At 47.5% G+C, this 22,178-nt stretch carries 11 protein-coding genes and 1 pseudogene; 7 read left to right on the forward strand and 5 right to left on the reverse strand.

All coding sequences use genetic code 11. The annotated features are described in order from the left end of the window. Window positions 1-5: 5 nt before the first annotated feature. The 5 genes from CIK88_RS04140 to CIK88_RS04160 all read right to left on the reverse strand — a co-directional run bounded on the left by CIK88_RS04140 (window position 6) and on the right by CIK88_RS04160 (window position 10,015). On the reverse strand, window positions 6-1,757 hold the full coding sequence (locus CIK88_RS04140) for a polysaccharide lyase (RefSeq protein WP_094391470.1): 1,752 nt from the start codon (window positions 1,755-1,757) through the stop codon (window positions 6-8). A 237-nt stretch (window positions 1,758-1,994) separates the two neighbouring features. Next, window positions 1,995-4,166 carry a RagB/SusD family nutrient uptake outer membrane protein gene (locus tag CIK88_RS04145; protein WP_094391471.1) on the reverse strand — a complete coding sequence of 724 codons (2,172 nt, stop codon included), beginning with the start codon at window positions 4,164-4,166 and terminating at the stop codon, window positions 1,995-1,997. A 39-nt stretch (window positions 4,167-4,205) separates the two neighbouring features. Continuing rightward, entirely contained in the window at window positions 4,206-7,541 is a 3,336-nt protein-coding gene (locus tag CIK88_RS04150; RefSeq protein ID WP_254046846.1) for a TonB-dependent receptor, read from the reverse strand. Window positions 7,542-7,576: 35 nt separating this feature from the next. Next, window positions 7,577-9,088, reverse strand: a complete 1,512-nt coding sequence (locus CIK88_RS04155; RefSeq protein WP_158214637.1) for a DUF4992 family lipoprotein — start codon at window positions 9,086-9,088, stop codon at window positions 7,577-7,579. Window positions 9,089-9,118: 30 nt separating this feature from the next. Further along, window positions 9,119-10,015: a sugar phosphate isomerase/epimerase family protein gene (locus tag CIK88_RS04160; protein ID WP_094434724.1), complete on the reverse strand. Its 897-nt coding sequence runs from the start codon at window positions 10,013-10,015 to the stop codon at window positions 9,119-9,121. Window positions 10,016-10,835: 820 nt separating this feature from the next. On the opposite strand from CIK88_RS04160, the gene CIK88_RS04165 reads away from it, so the two are divergent. From CIK88_RS04165 to CIK88_RS04195, 7 genes and pseudogenes are all read left to right on the forward strand, one after another. Continuing rightward, a complete protein-coding gene (locus tag CIK88_RS04165; RefSeq protein WP_094434726.1) occupies window positions 10,836-12,866 on the forward strand; it encodes a histidine kinase in 2,031 nt (676 codons plus the stop codon). Between the two features lie 18 nt (window positions 12,867-12,884). Next, entirely contained in the window at window positions 12,885-13,646 is a 762-nt protein-coding gene (locus CIK88_RS04170) for a LytTR family DNA-binding domain-containing protein (protein WP_094434728.1), read from the forward strand. Between the two features lie 18 nt (window positions 13,647-13,664). Then, entirely contained in the window at window positions 13,665-15,104 is a 1,440-nt protein-coding gene (locus CIK88_RS04175; RefSeq protein ID WP_094434730.1) for a tetratricopeptide repeat protein, read from the forward strand. A 156-nt stretch (window positions 15,105-15,260) separates the two neighbouring features. Then, window positions 15,261-16,109, forward strand: a complete 849-nt coding sequence (locus tag CIK88_RS04180; protein ID WP_094434732.1) for a DUF3737 family protein — start codon at window positions 15,261-15,263, stop codon at window positions 16,107-16,109. Between the two features lie 5 nt (window positions 16,110-16,114). Continuing rightward, window positions 16,115-17,272: a MalY/PatB family protein gene (locus CIK88_RS04185; protein WP_094434734.1), complete on the forward strand. Its 1,158-nt coding sequence runs from the start codon at window positions 16,115-16,117 to the stop codon at window positions 17,270-17,272. 16 nt (window positions 17,273-17,288) lie between these two features. Then, window positions 17,289-19,163: pseudogene (locus tag CIK88_RS04190) on the forward strand (OPT family oligopeptide transporter); the annotation flags it as partial. Window positions 19,164-19,442: 279 nt separating this feature from the next. Next, window positions 19,443-22,154, forward strand: coding sequence for a two-component regulator propeller domain-containing protein (locus CIK88_RS04195; RefSeq protein WP_094434738.1), 2,712 nt, complete (start codon window positions 19,443-19,445; stop codon window positions 22,152-22,154). The last annotated feature ends 24 nt before the right edge of the window (window positions 22,155-22,178 follow it).

Genomic DNA, 22,178 nt, shown 5'->3' on the forward strand with positions numbered 1-22,178 from the left:
TTGTATTACATCAGTTTACCCTTGGCAGCAAGTGTATCGTAGTTGTTATTGAGATTACGCCAATCCACTTTGCTCTTGGGATCGATGCCATTGATGTACTTTTCTATATTGGTGTATCCATCGCCATTGCAGTCACCGTTAGCGTCAGAAGGATCGTTAGGATTCAATCCGTTGGCAATTTCCCACTCATCAGGCATACCGTCGCCATCGGTATCTACCCATGGTGTCCAAGCCTTATATTCAGGATAGCCACCCATCTGACGGGGATCAGTAATGACACCTTGTTTGTAACTGTCCTGCTGAAGACGACGATGTTTGAAGAATCCCTGTTCGTTTTTCGACTTATCGTGTAGTCCCCACATGTCGCCATAGGGATTGTCTTTTACTTTCTTCTCATACTTCTCCACGAAGTATGCCTGTCCGGTACGCACCTCATCACAGATACGCTGATCGACGATATCACGTGAGGGAATAGTAGCTCCAGCATTTGACAATACCCAGTCGAAGGCTTTCTCTGCACCCATGATGTTGACAAATGGCATTTCGAAAGGTTCGTTGCTACGCATCAGAGCGAGTTCTGTAGCATCAATATCACCATCCTTGTCGGCAGTCTGTATGCCACCATTCCAGTTGTTGCGCGTCACTTCATCATATCCTTCCATGATATTGCCAGTAGCATACACACGTCCAAACTGCTTAAAGGGGAAGAGATTGACGCTACGGCTCTCCGATTTTACAATGCGGTGGCCCACTGGTGAGTTTTTCGGAGTGAGAGGACCTGGTTTATAATAGTTGTTGATGAAGTTGGACATGGTAGTAAACTCACCTCCATCAGCAGTACGGTGTACCCAGTTATAAACCACGTTGTTGACGAAGTTGAACACACCGCCCCATCCTATACTTGGGTTACGTCCAGTATTATCTGCCCAAAGGTTGCGCATAAATGTGGCATTTTCGCCACCGATGGTAGAACCAAAAGCATGGTTCCATGTATCAAGTGCTTTAGCAGAGATGGTGTTCTGAATGGTAACATTAACTGTAGGCACCTTTCGTTTGGGTTTTCCATCCTTCATGTCAAACATGTGGCGATAGAATGAAATATTCTCATCCAGTCCCCATTCACATGAACAGTGGTCGATCATAATATTGCCCACAGGGTTTCCACCGAAGGAATCCTCGCGATGCCATACCAGAGTTTCACCTCTACGGAAGCGCATGTGGCGCACGATAACATCGTGGGTATCCACCTGAAACGACTCGCCAGCAATAATGACACCTTCACCAGGAGCAGTCTGTCCGGCAATAGTGATATATGGCGCACGTACAAAGATGGGGGATTTCAGACGGATGATGCCCGATACGTTGAATACAACGATGCGTGCACCGCCCTGTTCACATGCCCAACGGAACGATCCGGGACCATCGTCATTGAGATTGGTGACAGTCAATACCTTTCCGCCACGGCCACCAAAGGTGTACATACCGCCTCCCTCAGCTCCGGGGAAAGCGGGGATTTTTGCCTGACGAAGGTCGTATGGACGCGAAGCCCAAGGCACATAGGGTTTTCCTTCCTGTGCCTCTTTCACCACGATGGGGAATGCTACTGCCCAAGCTGAGTCGCTATGGGCTTGCCACTTATTCTCCAAAGAGTCAATCAGTTTTTTTGCTTCCTGTGTGATCTGTGGATACTGGGCTTTGGCTGTTGCAGGAAACAGCAGAGTGGCTGCCATTGCAGCCATCAAAACAGAGTGTTTCATTGTTTCTTATGTAGATTTTATTGTAGTTGGCTGTGGTATTCGACTATAATAATGACGAAAGGTTTAAAGAAATGTACCTATTTATCACAGGATTTTTTTCTGAGGAGATGGGCGGGGGCTGATGGGCTGAGGTTTCTATAGGGAATAGGTTTTCTAGAAAACTTAGCCCGCTCCTCAAAAAAAGGAATCCCTTGCACCGATGATGCAAGGGATTCCTTTTGATATGTTTGTTTCAGATTATTCAGCAGTCAGCGGGTCAAACGTACCCATCGCACCACCGTTATTAGCGTCTTCCCATCCAATGGTTTGGGGCAAACCGATATTCTTTTCTGAGATAGCCGACGAGAAGCCAAGGAAGTAGTACTTCGCACGGAAGTTGGTATAGAGATCCACCTTTGTCGACTCACCATTGGTCTCACGGGCGTCGCCCTTCTTCAGTTTGCGCACGAGGTTGTCGCCATACCATGACTTCAGCGTCTCCAACTGGTCGGTCAGGTCGTTGCGCAAGTCAACGCCAGCAGGACGCGTCACGCCAGCCTTCACCAGAGGATCCGAGTCATAGGTGGTTTTGCCGACGCCATACTTATCAGCAGTACGGAACTCCATGTTCTCACGACGCTGACCGTTGAAAGGCTTGAAGCCGAGCCATGTGCAGGTATTGCCACCCCATCCTTTCAGCACCTTGGCACCGATAGAGGCGAAGTTTGCACCACCATCGAAGAGCAACCAGCGACGCATGTCGTCGAAGCGCTTACCCTCATAGGCAAACTCCACCTGGCGCTCATAGAGGATTTCGCTCATGCAAGTGGCCTGATCGCCTGGCAGATCATAGGCGGGAACGCCAGCACGCTGACGCACCTGATTGACATAGCCCACAGCATCGTTCAACTGACCGGCACCGCAAGCCACCTCAGCGAGGTTGAGCAGCACCTCAGCATAGCGCAGTTCGATGAGCTGTGCTGCTGAATGGAAGGGCGCGCCATTGCCAGACTGTGTAGGATTGTAGGTGTAGAGAGCAGAAGGATTGACATCGAGGTCATCACTCTTTTTGCGCACGTAGATGCCCTGACGGCTAGCGAGCAAGTTGTCGGCACCATAAGAGTTGCCACTTTCAGCATTGCCCTGGTCGTCGAGCGTGGTGTACCACACATAGTTCCAAAGCACATAGTTCTTGCCATCCGATGGGTTGTTGGCATTGGCAGACGAAGCATCGCCATTATAGGCCCAGCGGAAACCAGGCATAGCGAAGGTGCGATAGAAACGTGGGTCGCGGTCCATGAATGGATAGTTAGCATCGTAAGTATACTTGGAAGTAGGCAGTTTGGTATAGGTTTCCATGCCCTCAGGAATCTTACCATCAGCCATGGGGAACATATCTACGAGCATAGCCGAAGCATTCTTGCCCGAGCCACAAGTATTCTTAGGACGGATGCCGTTCTCCCAGTTGTTATTCTTCTGGTTGTCGGCACCTGTGCCCTTGATGTTGTTGTGGAGTGTCACAAAGACAGCCTCAGGGTTTTGTCCTACCTGAGTGAACTGAGCGGCGAAGTCGCTACCATTCACGTTGTTGGCGGTTTGATAGAGGCCATAGCCACAAGCATTGATCTTGGCGAGGTCGGCCTTCATCTCGGTGTAGGCATTGGTCCAACGGCTTTCATCGTTGTCGCGGTTGAAGAGTGGACTTGCCCAAAGCAGCAGCACGCGGCCTTTCAGGGCTAGAGCCGTACCCGTGGTGACGCGTCCCCAGTTGTCTGAGTCCCATCCGCCATTGGTAGTCTTAGCCTCAAGCAGTTCAGCCGACTGCTTCAAGTCTTCAAGGATGAAGTTGATGCTGGCCTCAGCCGAAGAACGATTGGTGAACGAAGTCTCCACGGGATCGAGTGGTTCGGTCACGAGGGGCACGCCACCATACCATTTCACGAGGTTGTAGTAGCACCAGGCACGGAGGAAGTAAGCCTGTCCGAGCATGATATTCTTATTATCCTCGCTGAGTGTGCACTCTTTGATGTTTTTGATAAAGTCGTTGATATTGCGAATACGACCATAGCAGAGTTCCTGGATATTGCCGTCCGAACCCTTGAAATAGTCGGGTACGCTGGTACCCGTAGTTGTCGACGATAGTTCGTTTTGCGGGTCAACGAATGCGCCGAAGCCGCTATATTCCTCTGTAGATTTGGCAGCGTCGTCGGCATTGCCGCATGAGGGGTACTTCCAAGAGATGTTGCTCACCTGTGGCAACGACCAAGCATAGAGGTCATTGAGGCGGCCGTTGGCACCCTCGATATAGTTATATACGTCCTTGTTGACATTGTCGTAGTTCTTCTTTTCCTCAAGGAACGAGTCGCTACAAGCCGAGAAAGCAGCCACTGTCAACAGACCGAAACTGAAATATTTAATTGTTTTTTTCATATTCTTATACTATTATATATAATGTATCCCAATAATGAATTAGAACGAGAGGTTGACACCAACAGTCCACTTGCGGAGGTTAGGATAGCTGCCGTAAGTGCCTGCCATAGGATTCATAAACTTATCAGGATAGGGGTTGTAGAAGTTGAGCACGTTCTGACCCGTCACGTTGACACGGATGTTGTTGATACCAAATTTCTTGTAGAGGCTTGAAGGAATGGTATAAGCCAAGGTCAGACGGTTGAGGGCCACACGTGCAGCACTCACTCTCCAGAACGAAGAGGTCACGGCATTCACATTGCTATAAGCCAGGTTAGGATACTGTGCGTCGCGGTTGGCTTCCATCAGCAGATTTCCGCTTCCATCATAGATATCCTGATATACAAACATGTTGTCGGGATTCCAGAACGACGGCATGTTGCAGTATTCCAGGCTACCGTTGGGTTTCAGAGCAGCCGAAGGCACTACGGTGTAGCCACCCCAGCTTGCGCCAAACTGAGCGGTGAGCGAGATGCCCTTCCATTCAGCGCCGGCATTGATGGTGAATCCATAAGGGTTGGTGCGGTTGGAGAGTTGCACCTGGTCGAGCTCCTCGTCCACGTTGTGGTCGGGACCAGCATAAGTGCCGTTCTCTTGCAATGCGCCACGCACATCCTTATAGATCAGCATACCTGGGCGAACCTGTTCTTTGGTCATGCCCATATAGGTGCCATAGCTGCCGTCTTCCTTCTTCATATACATGTCGAAGTATTCGTTGATGTCCTGGAATGAACGGAACATGCCAATGCACTGCATACCCCAGAGTCCCATGTCGGTGCGATGTCCTTTGGTAATTTGGCGATACAGTGAGTTGCCAGTCACCCAGTCCATCACGAGGACCTCATTGTCGCGATAGCCAGTGTTGAGACCAATGCGATATTTGAAGTCCTTGCCAATCTTGTCACGCCAGTTGACGCTGAGCTCCCATCCCCAGCTGTTCATCTCGCCGAGGTTGACAGCGGCACTCTGAGTACCAACGGTAGAAGGCACGCTCTGCTTGATGTTCATCAGCATTTCGCGGTTCTTCTCATTGTAGTATTCAGCAGAAACGGCGAGTCGCTTGTTGAGCACCTGGAAGTCAACACCGATGTTGGTCTTGTAGGACTTGTCCCAATGCACGTCGCGGTTGACGGCCGAGTTGTTTTTATTGATGGTGATACGGCTACCCGAATCGATGTTCGCACCCGTACCGAAGATGATACCCTTGTTGGCATCCTGTGCATAGACCTGCATCCACTGCCAAGCAGCGGTGTTGTCACGACCGGTCATACCCCAGCTGGCACGCAGTTTGAGGAAGTCAACCCAAGATGCAGCTTTCTGGAACCATTTCTCTTCGCTGATTACCCAACCTGCTGATACTGCAGGGAATGTTCCCCAATAGTTTTCTGGAGCAAATTTAGTAGAAGCGTCAGAGCGGAGCAAGAATTCGAAGAGGTATTTATCAGCATAAGCGTAGTTGATACGTCCGATGTACGACATCGTACCGCTCTCACTGCGGGTGAACACCGTGGTGCGTTCGCCGCTAGCCGAGTTATACTGACCTGTGGTGAAGGGATAAGGAGTCTGACGCTGACCTTCGAGGTATTCACTCTCGGCCTCCGACTTCTCAATGGCGAAGAGCGCGTTGACATGATGCTGTCCGAAGTCACGCGCATAGGTTGCGGTGAAGTTCATCTGATAGTTGTCGGTGCGTGTCATGGTGCGGTAGAGCATATCGCCGTTGGCCCTTTCGAGAGCCACGAAGTTGCTATTGGCGAGATAGTCGAAGCCCTCTTCATCGCCAGATGTTGGTGTATAGAGGTGCTGACCGCTACCATAGCGTTGGTTCATCTTATAGAGTGTGAAGTGAGAACCATACTGGTTGTTCTTCGTGTTGTTGATACTCTTCGAGTAAGAGAACTTCAGTTTCAGTCCTTTGAGGATGTTGCTCCATCCGAAGTCGTAGGTGATGCCAGCGTTGATGTTCATGTTGTTGCTCATCGAACGGCTGTAGTCGCCATTGTTCTGCAGCACCGAGAAGTTGTAGTTCTGGTTTTGGTTCACCTCCGAGTTGCTGACTCCATAGGCAGCCATAGGCATGCCGTTGATATATTCGGGAATATATCCTGGGTGAGTGAGCAGCAGGTTATAGTCTTTCTCATTGCCCGAACCGCCCACTTTCACGAGTGGTGTATTCTTTTTGCCATAGTCGCCGCTGATGGTCAGATTGGCACCGAGCCACTTGCTGACCTTCACGTCGATGCCGGCGCGATAGTTCCAGCGGTTGTAGTCGAGGCGTCCGAGGTTACCGTCCTGTGTGAAGTAAGAAATACCTCCAAAGTAACTGACACGCTCCGTGGCACCGCTGATATTGGCAGAATGCTTCTGCGTGAATCCTGTCTCCCAGTTGTCGCCCAGCAAATCATAATTGAGATTCTTCATAGCCTCGAGCTCATCCTTCTGAAAGAGTGCGGTGGTTTTGTTGAGCGAAGTGTTGGTGGGGTCGGCGGCAGCCACTGCATTGTAGAGACGACCATAGTTATAGGTGCTCAGCATTTTGGGGCGAGCCACCTCATCGGTAAAACCGAAGGTTCCGCTATAGCTGATGGTTGGTTTGCCAATCTTACCCTTTTTGGTGGTCACGAGGATTACACCATTGGCAGCACGTGCACCATAAACGGCGGCAGAAGCGTCTTTCAATACAGAGATGCTCTCCACTTCAGAGGGATCGAGGTTATTGAATGCCTCAGCACCGAGGTTTTGGGTGCTGTTGCCAATCTTGATATCGTTGGGATATACATAACCATCGATAACGAAGAGAGGCTCCTGTGCGCTGACGCCCACGGAACCGAGTGAGTTGGTATCACGTATCTTAATGGTGGCGCGCTCGCCTGGACGGGCATCACCGCCACTAACCGACATACCATTAACCAGTCCGCTCAGTGTAGAAGCCAGTCCGCCTGCAGCAATATCCTGCACGTCGTTCATATCTACTGTGGCTACTGATCCGGTGAGGTGTGCTTTCTTCTGTGCACCATAACCTACTACTACCACTTCGTCAAGACTTTGGCGGTCTTCCTGCAGGGAGATCTTTCCTCCGGGCAATACGGTCTGTGGCAGATAGCCGATATAAGAGATGACAACCTTTTGTCCTTTCTGCACATTGATTTTATAAGTACCGTTGACGTCGGTGACCGTACCAGTCTTGGTGCCCGACACCATAACGGATGCGCCGATGACGGGTTCGCCGTTTTCATCGACCACGCTACCCGTAACGGTCTGGTTCTGGGCCATGACTGGTGCGGCAGCAAAAGCCATCATCGTACCCAGACATATTCTTGCAATAAACTTTCTCATACTGTGTTCAGTTATATTTTTTGGTCGTTAATGGATTAGTTCTTCCAACGTGGGTCGCCAATAGTACTTGAGATAGCACCTGTGGCTTTGAAATTGATACCGTAGTTGGGCTGTGTGAAGTCGAGTTCTTTCTTGGTCTCAGCGACATCGATACCGATTTCTTCTTCTGTTGCATACTTGCCTTTGTCGGTGCCATCAACTGAGTTGGCAATGCCCTGAATGGTGTTCAGCTCCTGATGGAAGGTCTTGGTGCAGTTGCCCTGAATGAACTTTTGCAGACGGAAACAGTCGTAGAAGATATTGTTATCGAAGGTGATAACATACTCCTTGCGGTTAGGAGTGTTGTTACCAAACTCTTTCTTGTCATAAACGCGCACGAAGGTATTGTCCATCATGGTGCAGCTACCGTCGGCTGTGGGGAATGCACGATCCAAGTCTTTGTTATTGAAACGGAACATGCGGTTCTTGCTGTTGCTTACAATGTTGTAGATGGTGCTCTCCTTGATGGTGATACTCTTGATGCCACCATACCAGAATGAGCCACCGCTTGGAGCCTTGAAGCCGTTAGAGAATCCGCAGATGATGGCACCGTTGGAGTTCTTCGTACCATCGTTGTTCAACTGAACCACGCAATTCATCACGCGCACATCGGCGATACCCCATGAGCACTCGCCCACTGAAAAGAGTCCGTCACATACGTTTTTGAAGGCGCAATCCTGGATGACGATAGGATCTTGCAGGATATAGACATCGGCTGGTTTGCCACCGTTCTTACCGGCACCCACCTTCTGGGCTTCGGCTGAACATGATGCAGGAGGCTCTGGTGACATCTCGATGACACCACCCTTACGATTGATGGCGCTACAGTCGAATTTAATAAACTTCACTTTAAGCTGTGCTGAAGTGAAGATGGCAGCTTTCTCGCCCATCACCACAGTGGCATGGTCGAGTTTGTTACCGCGCAAAGTCATCTTGTTGGTTTTGAAATCTACTGCGGTGTTGCAGGTGTATTGACCGCCTGCTTCCAACTCGAAGGCCTGTTCGTTTTCGCTGTCCTGCATATTGGCAGCTACGAATTCAGCAATATCCTGACCGGCAGGAATAGTGATGGCAGGCACCAGTGTGCTGTACTTCACTGCCTCAGGAGCATCGGCCTCGGTATTGTTCAATCGGGTGTTGCCCATGGTGTGGACCTTCACCTCGTAGTTGGTGTCCTCTGCTTTGGGGAATGTGAACGATGTTCCATCTACAGTACCCTTAGCGAGTTCTACTGGCTTTGTGGGGTCGTCCACATTGTAAGCCTCATACTCGTAGCCACCGGCACCAGCCACGGTTTCCCATTTCACAATGACGCTCTCACTTCCGTCGGAATTGACCTGCGAACCGAAGGTCAGTTCGGGGTTTTTGAGCTTGCTGTTGGTAACAGAGCTAACGAACTGCTCTTCTGTGAAACCGTCTTCTGCACATGAGGCAAGCATCAGCGCACCAGCACCTACGAGGGCTATGGCACACATTTTACCTGATGTAAAGATTCGATTTTTGTTCATAGAATAAATCATTTTGTTAGTAATTAGTTTTTATTTATTGTCTCTTTTTTCTTGAAACAGTCTCTTGAGGTATGCCACATTGGTGGAGAAGTTATACTTCACGTCTCTGACACGACTTACATCGCGACTGCGCTCCACTACGAGCCATCCGCTCCACCCCATGCGGTCGAGGGTGCGTTTCACTGCGGGCATATCGATTCGCGTATCGCGGTCGAGGGTGACGCTGTCGGTCAGCGAGGCATGGATCTGGGCGATGCGGCGTCGGCCCAGTATGCGCAATTCTGTCGATGGGTCGAGCCCTTGGTCAACGGCATCTTGAAGATTGAAGTAGGCTTTCACGCCCTTGCTATCAACATCGGCAAGCATCCGCTTGGTGTGGCGGGCATCCATTCCTGTGCGCAGCGCGATAATTTTGCCTTCGCGGCGTGCCATCTCTCCGGCTTCGTGCAGACGTGCAACAAGTGTGTTATAGGGTTCGCCTGTCATCGTCTGCCACTCGCGGCCAGTGCCTCCCAATGGCAGGAATGCCACCTTGGCACCCATCACGTCCATGGTTTTCAGACAGTCTGCTACGAGGTCGCGCCAGTTGTCGCGCGTTATCAGACTCTGTGCAAAGAATCCAGACATGGCTACCGATGGCACTTCGATACCAAGTGAATCGGCTGTATGACGGAAGAGTTGCTGGAAATGACGATCACGGAGTTTGTTGTCAAATTGCGGTCGTTTGCCTAATGGCCCCATATCCATCTCGATACCATCAGCGCCAATGGTTTTAGCAAGCTGAAACTCTCCTAACTTTTGTCGTTTCAGCATCATCCAGTCGCATGCAGCCACACGATATTTCTGTGCAAATGCCGTTGTGACATTTGTCATTATCATGAAGGCTACACATATCATCATGTGTAAGGTGGTTGTTTTAAATTTCATTTTAGGTTGTACAAACTATATAGTATTTCAGTATAATGACGCACCATTGCACGGTTTGTCATCATAAACACTAAAAAAAATAAATTTCTTTGTTTTTGCTTCACAGTTTTTTTTATTTAGCTTATCTCTATAATATTATAATATAATGTACGCGCACACATGCGCACGCACGCGTGCCTTTAAAATTTTCGACCACTCGGCCACCATTCTACAATATAACGCACGCTTACAGGCACTTACACCGGGTGGTCGATTCCTAAAAATCGGGAAATTCGACCACCGTTCGACCACCGTTCGACCACTGACCAACAATCACTTTGTTTTCATTTCGACATTGCCAACACTTTTGCCAAACGTTTGAAAACACCTTTGGCAACATTGGAAAATACCTTTGTCGAACATTAGACAATACTTTTATCAAACGTTGAAAACACCTTTATCAAACGTTGGATAACACTTTTGTCAAACGTTGGATAACACTTTTATCAAACGTTGGATAATACCTTTATCAAACGTTGGATAATACTTTTATCAAACGTGCAACACCCTTATGATAAAATTGTTCATAACTCTCACAACCACAATAAAAATATACAAAAAAACATCGAATAATGGGTTGCACATCAATATAAAAAAACAATAGCGATGCCACATGCCACACATATCAACGAGCAAAAAAGCACCATGCCTAACAAGGATTAGAAAGAGGAAATACAAAATTGAAAAAAGGCATTAGCACACAAAAACATGAGAAAGATGATGGCTTTTTCAGAAAAAATGCCTACTTTTGCGGTTACATAAACATAACCTGGCAATAACTATGTGGAAACTAAAAACAGTGACAGGGGGCTTGCTTGCACTCGCCATGATGACGGGATGCGACGTTGTGCAAGAAGAAAAGCAACAAGAAACACTGCGTACAAACGTGGAAGACTCGATAGGTATGGGACGTACGGCATACGCCTCGCGATGCATCAACCAACAGTTGATGGCAGCAAAAGACAGCGACGCCTACTACCTCTGGCTCTCTATGCGCAATAAACTATACTACACCCGCATGCAGACTGACTCCATGAAGGTTACCATGAACCGCATACAACAGTATATCAGCAGTTGTAACCACAAAGCTCGCAAGCCCGGACGTGGAGGCAGCGACTTCAATCTGCTGCAAGCCGAATGGCTGTTGGCTAAAGGGGTGTGGCATACTGCCATCATGGGGCGACCTGATTCTGGACTGGTCTATAACAACAAGGCTATAGAACAACTCAAAAAAATCAACGCACGCCCTCAACTGATGCTGTCTGCACTAACCAACCAAGCCGATTACTACCGACAATTGGGAAAACTCGACTATAGCGCCGACGCCTATATGCAGGCACTTGCACTATCAGACACGATGAATAACCCCAATGCCAACACTGCCGTAGAGTTGGGCATAGCTACAGTATATACCTTCATGGCAGACTATGAGAATAGCAACAAATGGTGGAAACGCGCCGAACAACACGTATCAGAGATGCAGAGAGCAGATCAATTCATCTTCTACAATAACAGAGGTAATGATCTGTACCTGCAACAACGATACAGCGAAGCTCTACCCTATTTCAAAAAAGCTGCTACACTGGTAAAAGGCGACTCTACCAAAGCATGGGACTACTACACTGCACGTGCCAATATGGGCGAAATCTACGTGTGGCTGGGACACACCGAACAAGCCCGACAGGCACTCGACGAGGCTGACGCGTTCTTCCAACAGGCAGGATTCGATATTGTGCGCTACTATATCGAAACATCGCGCATTGGGCTCGACCTTAAAGAAGGACATACTGACCGGGCACTAAAGCGCATGGCTGAAGCCTCAACACCCAAGCACATGCTGCCTGCGGCAGTGGTGCAACGACTCAGAATCGAAGAACTGGTGTATCGCACAGCTAAGATGATGCCCCAAGCTTATGCAGTTCACCAACAAAAAGATGCCATCAATGACTCAATACAAACGGCAAACATGACCATGCGCATGAATGCCAATCTGCTTCAATACCAACACAATAGAAAGCTGGACGAACAACAGCACATCATTGACCGACAATATATCATGGGACTGCTGGCATGGGGACTATTCCTCATTGCCACACTCATTATCATCGTGCTTGGCATATTGGTTTATCTGCGACACCGACAACATCAACTACACAATCTGAAAGTAAGGCAACAGATTGTAAGGCTACGCATGGAAAACATACGTAACCGCATATCGCCTCACTTCATATTCAACGCACTCAACCATGAAATGCTGGCACAAATGAATGGAAAAAAGGTAAACCTGTCATCGCTGACACAACTGCTAAGAAGAGGACTGGCACAAACCGAAATGCTGGAAACAACACTCAGCGAAGAACTGGCTTTCATCAAATACTACGTCAGCATCGAGTCACAACAGATGGAATCTGACTTCCGTTTCAAGATAGAAAAAGAAAAAAACGTGAACACAGACCGTGTGTTTATACCTGCTATGGTGGTACAAATCTATGTAGAGAATGCTATCAAACACGGACTGAGACCCAAGAAAATAGTGGAAGGCAAATATCGTGACCTACTCATCAAAATACACAGAAAAGGAACTGACAGCACTGAAATAGAAGTGCTCGACAACGGCATGGGACTGGGACCTACATCAACAGAACAGATGCACACCGGTATGAAAGTGGTGCAACAAACCATACAAATGCTCAACGACCACAACAACAGTAAGATTGCTTTCGGCATAATGAACAGGCGAGACCTGCCTGCCGGAGAAACAGGATGCCGCTCGTGGATTACTGTGCCCGACAGTTTCGACTTCTTACTATAACCTTTTATAAAAGAGCTTATGACTAATAGGGAACGACATATCAGAGCATTCATCATTGATGACAGCGTCGTGGCTGTCGAAGTGTTGAAACGAATACTTGAAAGCAATCACCCAGTAACAGTGGTAGGTACTGCCTACGATGGGCCGACGGCTGTCGGACAGGTGATAGAACTACAACCCGACTTGATATTCACCGATGTAGAGATGCCATCCATGACGGGTATAGAATTCTGCCAACAGATACGTCATCAGGTAAAACCAAATACCAAAGTGGTGTTTTATACCGCCCACGAAAAATATATGATAGATGCCCTTCATCTACAGGCTTTCGACTATTTGCTCAAACCACCCACACCAGAAGATGTAGCAATGCTGATGATGCGCTACTACGAAAACAAACTGACGGAAATACCAACCATGCAGACAGTTGCACCACAGCGCCGTCAATCAATTATCGTAATCAACGCAACGGGCGAACATATTGTATTGCAGGCTTCTGAGGTGGCTTTCTTCCGCTTCAATACAGACAGGAAACAATGGGAAGTAATCTGCTGCGATGGCAACATCTACTGCCTACGATCACGCAGCAATAGCGATACTATACTGGACTACTCTGCCGATTTCGTACAAATTCACAAAAGCTATATTGTCAACATAGAACACGTCAAAATGATACAGGAGTCGCAGTGTTTTCTCAAAGAGCCACTGCAAGACATCGACGAACTGAAGGTGAGCAGAAACTACAAACGCTCACTAATGGATGCTTTCTATGCACTATAAACACTAAACACATCACACATGCACTATTTGAAACTCATCATCATGCTCCTTGCCATCATCACCATGGGGGCATGTAGCAATAAGGCAGAAAAGGCACAAATGCTATATCAGCAAAGCGAACAACTCATTAAGAAGGATCACAAATGGACCGAAGCTGGCGAAATGCTGCTTGGCAGTTTGCAACTGCAAGACGAAAACGAGCCTACACCGCTACTGGCACGCACCTATGCACTACTGTCGAAAGTATATTGGGAGGAAGATCGCGTCAAGAAAGCTATAGAATATGCACACCGCGGACTCAACACCGCACTGGCAATGCGCAACGACACTCTTCACTTACAACTATACACAAGAGTGGGATCGTCCTATTATCTCATACACAAGAACGATTCGGCTACCTACTATTTCAATAAAGCACTCGACAAAGCCATTGCCATGAACGACTCCAACGGCATTTACAATGCATACAACAACCTCGGTGCACTGAAACTCAGCATGGAGAAGTTTGACGAAGCACTCGCCTATTCCGACAAGTCATACAGTTATGCACGCAACATAGATGCCCATGAATTTCACTATTATTATAATAAGTCACGCTGCTATCAGTATTTGAAACAATGGACACTGTGTATCGATGCCACCCGTAAGGCAATCGCCAATATTCCCAAAGAGGACTTAGAAGGAAGATCGAAACTATACCAACGACTCTTCTTGGCTGAACGGAGCATAGGAAACTACGAAGCAGCATGTGTGGCTGCAGATACATCGTATAACTATCTTGACAAATATTGGAATAAAAGGCGCGATGAGGATATGCGCGACTTGACTGAGCAATATCAGCAAGAACGCTACAACGCACAACTGAAACTGCAACGCACGCAATGGATGGTAATGGTAGTTGTGGTGCTGATGATTATGGGGGCTGCCATCATGTTTGTATCACACCGCAACAAAAAACGTATCATGCGCTTACAGAAACGCTTGGAAAACCTCAAACTGCAAATCTACCGCGAACGAAACACAATACAACAGACTGCGGAAGAAAGTCAAAACAAGGTAGGGCAAACAATGCCCAACAACGAAAAACTCTATACACTCTGCTTACAACAATTGGCAGTGGCACGAGATTTGTTTAAGATGCGACCCGAATACATGCGACTCTACCAACTGAAATATCGCACCGATCATCAATATCTGTCAGACCCAGAACGCATGCCATTGCTTGATAGTGTGGTGGAGGTGTTTATTGAACCATTGCAAAACCTTCGCAGATTGTTCACCGAACTGACCGAAGACGAATGTATATATGCTATCCTCACCTTCCTCGGATGCAACAATGCCACCATCTCCATGATGACCAAAACATCAGAACCTACACTGCGTAAACGCAGAAGCCGATTCAAACAGAAAAGCCACGATATGGTATTCCGCTTTCTGATGCAGAACGAAGAAACATAGAGATACCTCAAAGACCGAAAAACTACCTGTATTTCCGATTATACCTAACAGAAAGAAAAATTAGTGGAAAGGGAGAGGGATTTTCCACAAAATAGTCGTAATTTTGCGGAATAAAACAAATAAATGCTCTGTTGATGGGCTACGACAAGATTACATATGGAACTGATAAAAGACAAACAATTCGGTGGTGAACGCCCATTGTTCGCCACACACGACCTACAACTGGATAACGTGACCATCATAGATGGTGAGAGTGGTATCAAGCAATGTAGCAATATCGCTGCAACAGGATGTCACTTCTATGGAAAATATCCTTGGTGGCACGTTGATGGTGCACAAATTGACCATTGCTATTTTGCACCAGGATCACGTTCTGCCATCTGGTACACCGACAATCTTACAATGACAGATACCAAGATTGACGGTCCGAAATTCTTCCGCGAAATGAAAAACGTGACGCTGGAAAACGTAGAGATTACAGATGCCGACGAAACTTTTTGGCGCGTAGAAGATGTACGACTGAAAAACGTAACACTACACGATGGGACATACCCCTTTATGTTTGCACGCAACATCTATGTGGACGGACTGGTGAGCGACTCGAAATATATCTTCCAATACTGCGAGAATGTGGAAATACACCATGCTAAAATCACCACGAAAGACTCATTCTGGGAGTGTGAGAACGTGACGGTCTATGACTCTGAGCTCGATGGAGAGTATCTGGCATGGCACTCCAAGAACGTGCGCCTCGTCAACTGCCACCTCAAAGGCGAACAACTGCTCTGCTATGTGGATAACCTCAAACTCGAAAACTGTACCTTCGATGCGGAATGTGACCGCATCTTCGAATATTCTACAGTAGAGGCAGACATCCGCGGACATGTGGAAAACATAAAAAATCCAACGTCGGGACACATCGTGGCAGACTCGATAGGTAGCATCACCATCGACAAAAATGTGCGGCAACCTAACAACTGTGTAATAGAAACTCGCAAGCTATAAAGCCTATGAAATACGATTTTGACAAACCGACACAACGCCGGGGCACCCACTGTGTAAAGTGGGACGAGGCTCCATCAGACAAGGTTATACCCTTGTGGGTAGCTGATATGGACTTCGAAGCAGCTCCTGCCATTGTCGAAGCAGTAGTAAAACGAGCACAACAGGGCATCTACGGCTATACTCTGGTGGAAGATGACTACTATAATGCCGTCATCTCATGGTTTGCAAGACGCCACCAATGGACTATCCACCGCGACGAAATTCTATATACCACTGGTGTAGTACCTGCCGTTTCGGTGGCTATCAAGGCACTGACCATGCCTGGCGAACAAGTGGTGATGCTATCGCCAGACTACAATTGCTTCTTCTCATCAATCCGAAACAACGGTTGTCAGGTATCAGAAAGCGTGTTGTTGCGCCACAACGATACGTTTGTAATAGACTGGGAGGACTTGGAAAAACGTTGTGCAGAAGAGAAAACTACGATGCTTTTGCTCTGCAATCCACACAATCCAACAGGACGAGTGTGGACTATAGACGAACTGGAGCGTATCAATACCATCTGCATGAAGCACGATGTGAAGGTGATTAGCGATGAAATACATTGCGAACTTGTCATGCCTGGACACCGATTCCAACCTTTTGCTGCCGTGAGCGAGAGTTGTCGGCAAAACAGCGTGATACTGAATTCACCATCCAAATCATTTAATATTGCCGGACTACAGACTGCCAACATGATTTGCGCCAACCCCGAATGGCGACGCAGACTGAACCGAGCTATTAATATCAATGAGGTGTGCGATATCAATCCCTTCGGCAATGTGGCACTTATGGCAGCCTACAACGACTGCGAAGACTGGATAGACCAACTCAACGAATACCTCTGGGGCAACTACCAATGGCTCTGTCAGTTTGTGGGAAACAACATCCCGCAATGGAAAGTATGCCGATTGGAAGGCACCTATCTACCATGGATTGACGTATCGGCTGGTGGCGAGGAGACTGATGCACTCTGCCAACGACTGCTCGACGAAGCTCAAGTATGGCTCAATCCTGGCACTATGTACGGCGCCGAAAGTGGTCGTGGCTATGTCCGTGTCAATATTGCTTGCCAGCGCAAACGCTTGGAGGAAGCTATGAACAGAATCAAACTAAAATTATAATATGAAACAACAAAACGAAGTCAACGTATGGTCTGTCACCTGGGGTGTGCTCATGGCTGTACTATTCTCGGCTGCCGCAGCCTATCTCGGTCTGAAAGTAGGACAGGTTTTTGAAGCAGCCATCCCCATCGCCATCATTGCCGTGGGCGTATCAACAGCAGCCAAGCGCAACAATGCACTACGCGAAAACGTCATTATCCAGTCGATTGGTGCCTGTTCTGGAGCCGTTGTGGCTGGTGCCATCTTCACCTTGCCTGCCATCTATATCCTGCAGGCCAAGTATCCTGGAATGGAAGCCGACTTCCTGAAAATCTTCATTGCATCGCTATTGGGCGGTGTGCTCGGCATCCTTTTCCTTATTCCTTTCCGCAAATACTTTGTAGAAGCTCCTGCCGAACAGTTTCCTTTCCCTGAAGCTACTGCTACTACACAGGTTTTAAAGAGTGGAGAGAAAGGTGGATCACAGGCTCGCCCATTGCTGTTGGCCGGACTGATTGGCGGTCTCTACGACTTTATCGTGGCTACCTTCGGATGGTGGAACGAGAATGTAACCAGCCGCATGATACCATTCGGTAGCGATTTGGCAGACCGCGCTAAACTCGTATTCAAAAACAATACAGGGGCGGCAGTTCTCGGTTTGGGCTATATTATCGGTTTCCGATACGCACTCATCATCACACTGGGATCACTCTTTGTATGGTGGTTGGTAGTGCCCGGAATGGCACTACTCTTCCCTACCGAGGTCCTCAACCAATGGAACCCTGCCATTACTACAGCAGTAGGTGCAATGTCGCCAGAGGAAATATTCACCAGCTATGGCAAATCGATAGGTATCGGTGCCATTGCCATGGCAGGCATCATAGGTATTATCAAGAGTCGCGACATCATCATTGGCGCAGTGAAACGCATGAAACCTACCGCTAAAACAACAGATATCGAACCAACAACAGAACAAAAAAATGATGCCGATCTGTCCTTACGCTTCATCGCCATCGCTTCCATTGCTACATTGCTCATCACCTTCATCTTCTTCTGGTTTGGTGTTATGGGCGGCAAACTGCTCTTTGCCGTAGTAGCTATTCTTCTTACTGCCATCATTGCGTTCCTCTTCACTACCGTAGCTGCTAATGCCATTGCCATTGTGGGTAGCAATCCTGTATCAGGAATGACACTGATGACATTGATACTTGCTTCGGTAGTCATGGTAGCTGTAGGACTGAGCGGCACCGGCGGTATGGTGGCTGCACTCATCATGGGCGGAGTGGTATGCACAGCACTCTCTATGGCAGGTTCGTTTATCACCGACCTGAAGATTGGACACTGGACAGGTACACAACCTCGTAAACAGGAAACGTGGAAATTCCTCGGTACACTGATAAGTGCTGCAACTGTAGGTGGTGTCATGATGCTACTCAACGAGACATACGGTTTTGCATCAGGAGCACTCGCTGCACCACAGGCAAATGCTATGGCTGCTGTCATCGATCCGCTGATGACAGGCACAGGAGCGCCTTGGGTTCTCTATGCCATCGGTGCCATACTGGCTATTATCCTCACTTGGTGTAAAGTTCCTGCACTGGCTTTCGCATTGGGCATGTTTATCCCCATACAGCTCAACGTACCACTGCTGATTGGCGGTGCTGTCAATTGGTTTGTAACATCACGTTCTAAGAATGCAGAAGAGAATAAAGAACGTGGCGAAAAGGGCAACCTCATCGCTTCAGGATTCATTGCTGGTGGTGCATTAATGGGAGTCATCAGTGCACTGTTGCGCTTCGGTGGTGTGCAGTTTGACTATACAGCATGGTGGGCAAACCCATTGAGCGAACTCCTCTCGCTCGTTGCATATATTCTACTGATTACCTATTTCATTCGCGCCACAAGAAAATAATCATGTGACAGGAATACAGAGAACGGGTGTGGAGGAAAAGAATGATTTATCACACCCGTTCTTATTTTCATTCTTTGCCGAAATAGAAGTAAGCGTATTGTAATATTCGTTCCCGTTATCTCTATCACGATGCACCTATATCTTTATATTTGATAACAACAAATAACAACACCACACAAGATAGCGATTGTGAGAAATGTCCTATTACATGAGTACCAATGCACATATTTTTATCAGGAATATCATTGATTTTCAAAAAATCTTTGTAATTTTGTCACCATGACGAAACTTAAAAACTGTCTGGTACTGCTACTGACCATCATACCCGCATTAACAGTATGGGGGCAAACAGCATCGTTACTTGTAACGGACCACTATACAACCAGCAACGGACTTCCAAGCAATAATGTGTATTGTGCGATGAAAGACCGCGATGGTTTCCTGTGGTTTGGCACATGGTATGGACTATGTCGTTTTGACGGAAGCCACTTCGAGACAATGAAGAAAAGTACACGCCCGGACTCTGACATACCACCACGCAAGATAGAAAGCATGGCAGAAGACCAACAAGGTAATCTTTGGCTAAAGACCGTGGATTGGAAAGTGTATGTATTCTACCGACGCACAGGACGGTTTCATGCCTTAGGCGAGGAACTCAAACACCTCTCGCAAAACATGCAGGTCATTAAACTGCAGGCTACAGATAATGGGCAAGTATTGCTACTTACAAAAGACAAGAACCTCTTGATGGCAACAACAACCCCCAAGGGACATATTGACATCAAGACACTGTTTTCGTCAAAAGGGAAAATCAACCCATTCACCTACCAACTATACCGTGACTACTGTGAAGAAAACAACGGATATTCAGTATGGGTGGGACGCGACTATCGCATCTTTGCTGTACCCAGAGGCGAACAACTACAACAACGGATGGCAGACAACGACAATCTGCAAAAGAGGAAAAACACACAGCTGGAGGCGATAGTTGCACAAGCTGGCATCAACGACTATGTTCAAATCTACGAAGACAACGACCGCCTTGTGTGGGTAACAACTCCAACGAACGGCATCTATTGCATACATTCACCAAAAAGCATTTTCAAACTCATCCCCTTTGATTTCGATCAAACGGGAGTAAGAAGCATCTTTCAACTTCCTAATGGCAACGTATTGGTGGGCACTAGAAGCCGAGACGTTTTCATTCTCAACCCACAAGGACAACGCATACATACCTTCGACTATAAGACTCATGGTATCGGAGCCATTTACCACGTCATGGCAGACAAGCACCACAGACTCTGGCTATCAACCAAACGCGACGGACTTGTCGTGGCAACACCCGATAACAGCCAGCCTACTGGATACAGACTGAACCACTACCTACATGATGACAATAATCCACAAAGCATCAGTGGCAATGCGGTATATATGACTTATACTGATAAAAAAGGACATATCTGGGTAGCAACTCTCGATGGCGGGCTCAATCTGGTGAAACAAAACGGCAGCACGCAACTGGTTTTCTACAATAGACACAACGGATTTATCAACTACCCGTCCTACGGATTATATACTGAAGTGAGAAACATGGCCGAGGATCAACACGGACGGCTATGGATTGGAACGATTGACGGACTGATGAGTACAGATACCAAATTCCGCCAACCACAAGACATCAAATTTGAAACCTATAAGGAACAGCGTGCATCATCGTTTGCTAACAACGACATCTACACCATCTTCAAAGACAACAGGGATAATATATGGATGGGCGCTTTCGGTGGTGGACTGAGCAGACTAACCAACTACGACAAACACAAACACTGTCCTGACTTCAAAACACTTGGCATGAGAGAAGGACTGCGCAACGACGTCATCGTATCCATTACCGAAGACTTGAACGGCAGACTGTGGTTTGCAGGAGAAAACACTATTGCTTGCTATAATCCGAAAAATGAACGCATACGTAACTTCGACAAATACGATGGACTGCCTGATGTCAAATTTGAAGAGGCTTCTGCATGTCGCATGAACAATGGTGAAATATGGCTAGGATGCAAACAAGGCATCATCGTCTTCGACCCCAAGCATCTGGTCAACGAAAACAGTAACTACCATACGTTCATTACCAATATGAGCGTAAACAACAGAAACATCACCCAACAACTGGAACGCATAGAAAACCAACATGGCATCGACCAACTCAAACAGATAGAACTGAAACACGATCAGAATTCATTCACCATCGAATTTGCCGCACTCAACTTCATCAATAACAACAATGTGGCATACAGATACCGACTGAAAGGATACGACCACGACTGGAACTACAGCGGACAAAACAGACAAGCATCGTACACCAAAGTACCACCAGGTAACTACACCTTTGTGGTTGAAACAATAGACGACAGCAATCCAACACTCTGCTCAAGAGACGAACTGCACATCTGCATACTTCCACCGTGGTGGGCCACATGGTGGGCATATCTTATCTATCTGGCTGTCATCGGCATCATCACATTCTTCATTGTACGCACAGGACTGCAAATGAACCGAATGAGAAACGAAATGATTATCGGTCAACGACTGGCAAAGCTACATACTATGGCCACCGCTACACCAGCCAAAGAGATTGACTACTCACAATATGTTGAGCAAAAAGGTATGGAGTTTATAGACCAGTTGCATCGCATCATCGATGAGAATCTGCAAAACAGCGAATTCAACATCGATACCATGGCTGCTGAAATGGGGCTGTCGCGATCGGCATTCTTCAAGAAAGTGAAGAACGTCACAGGCTTTGCACCACTCGATCTTATCAAGGAGTTCCGACTATCACGTGCTGCCGAACTGCTAAAACACACTAACCTCAGCATCAACGAAGTGGCATATCGTTCAGGCTTTAAGGATAGTAGTTATTTCGGCAAGTGTTTCCGCAAGCGCTTCGGTCTATCACCACGCGACTATGCATCATCAAGCAGAGAATAGTTTTCTAAAGGAACTAAAGCGAAA

The organism is Prevotella sp. P5-50 (genome assembly GCF_002251295.1).
GTDB lineage: Bacteria > Bacteroidota > Bacteroidia > Bacteroidales > Bacteroidaceae > Prevotella.

Excerpts from the sequence above, each read along its gene's own strand:
- CIK88_RS04140 (WP_094391470.1), bottom strand. The coding sequence starts at position 1,757 with ATGAAACACTCTGTTTTGATGGCTGCAATGGCAGCCACTCTGCTGTTT.
- CIK88_RS04145 (WP_094391471.1), bottom strand. The coding sequence starts at position 4,166 with ATGAAAAAAACAATTAAATATTTCAGTTTCGGTCTGTTGACAGTGGCT.
- CIK88_RS04150 (WP_254046846.1), bottom strand. The coding sequence starts at position 7,541 with ATGAGAAAGTTTATTGCAAGAATATGTCTGGGTACGATGATGGCTTTT.
- CIK88_RS04155 (WP_158214637.1), bottom strand. The coding sequence starts at position 9,088 with ATGAACAAAAATCGAATCTTTACATCAGGTAAAATGTGTGCCATAGCC.
- CIK88_RS04160 (WP_094434724.1), bottom strand. The coding sequence starts at position 10,015 with ATGAAATTTAAAACAACCACCTTACACATGATGATATGTGTAGCCTTC.
- CIK88_RS04165 (WP_094434726.1), top strand. The coding sequence starts at position 10,836 with ATGTGGAAACTAAAAACAGTGACAGGGGGCTTGCTTGCACTCGCCATG.
- CIK88_RS04170 (WP_094434728.1), top strand. The coding sequence starts at position 12,885 with ATGACTAATAGGGAACGACATATCAGAGCATTCATCATTGATGACAGC.
- CIK88_RS04175 (WP_094434730.1), top strand. The coding sequence starts at position 13,665 with ATGCACTATTTGAAACTCATCATCATGCTCCTTGCCATCATCACCATG.
- CIK88_RS04180 (WP_094434732.1), top strand. The coding sequence starts at position 15,261 with ATGGAACTGATAAAAGACAAACAATTCGGTGGTGAACGCCCATTGTTC.
- CIK88_RS04185 (WP_094434734.1), top strand. The coding sequence starts at position 16,115 with ATGAAATACGATTTTGACAAACCGACACAACGCCGGGGCACCCACTGT.
- CIK88_RS04195 (WP_094434738.1), top strand. The coding sequence starts at position 19,443 with ATGACGAAACTTAAAAACTGTCTGGTACTGCTACTGACCATCATACCC.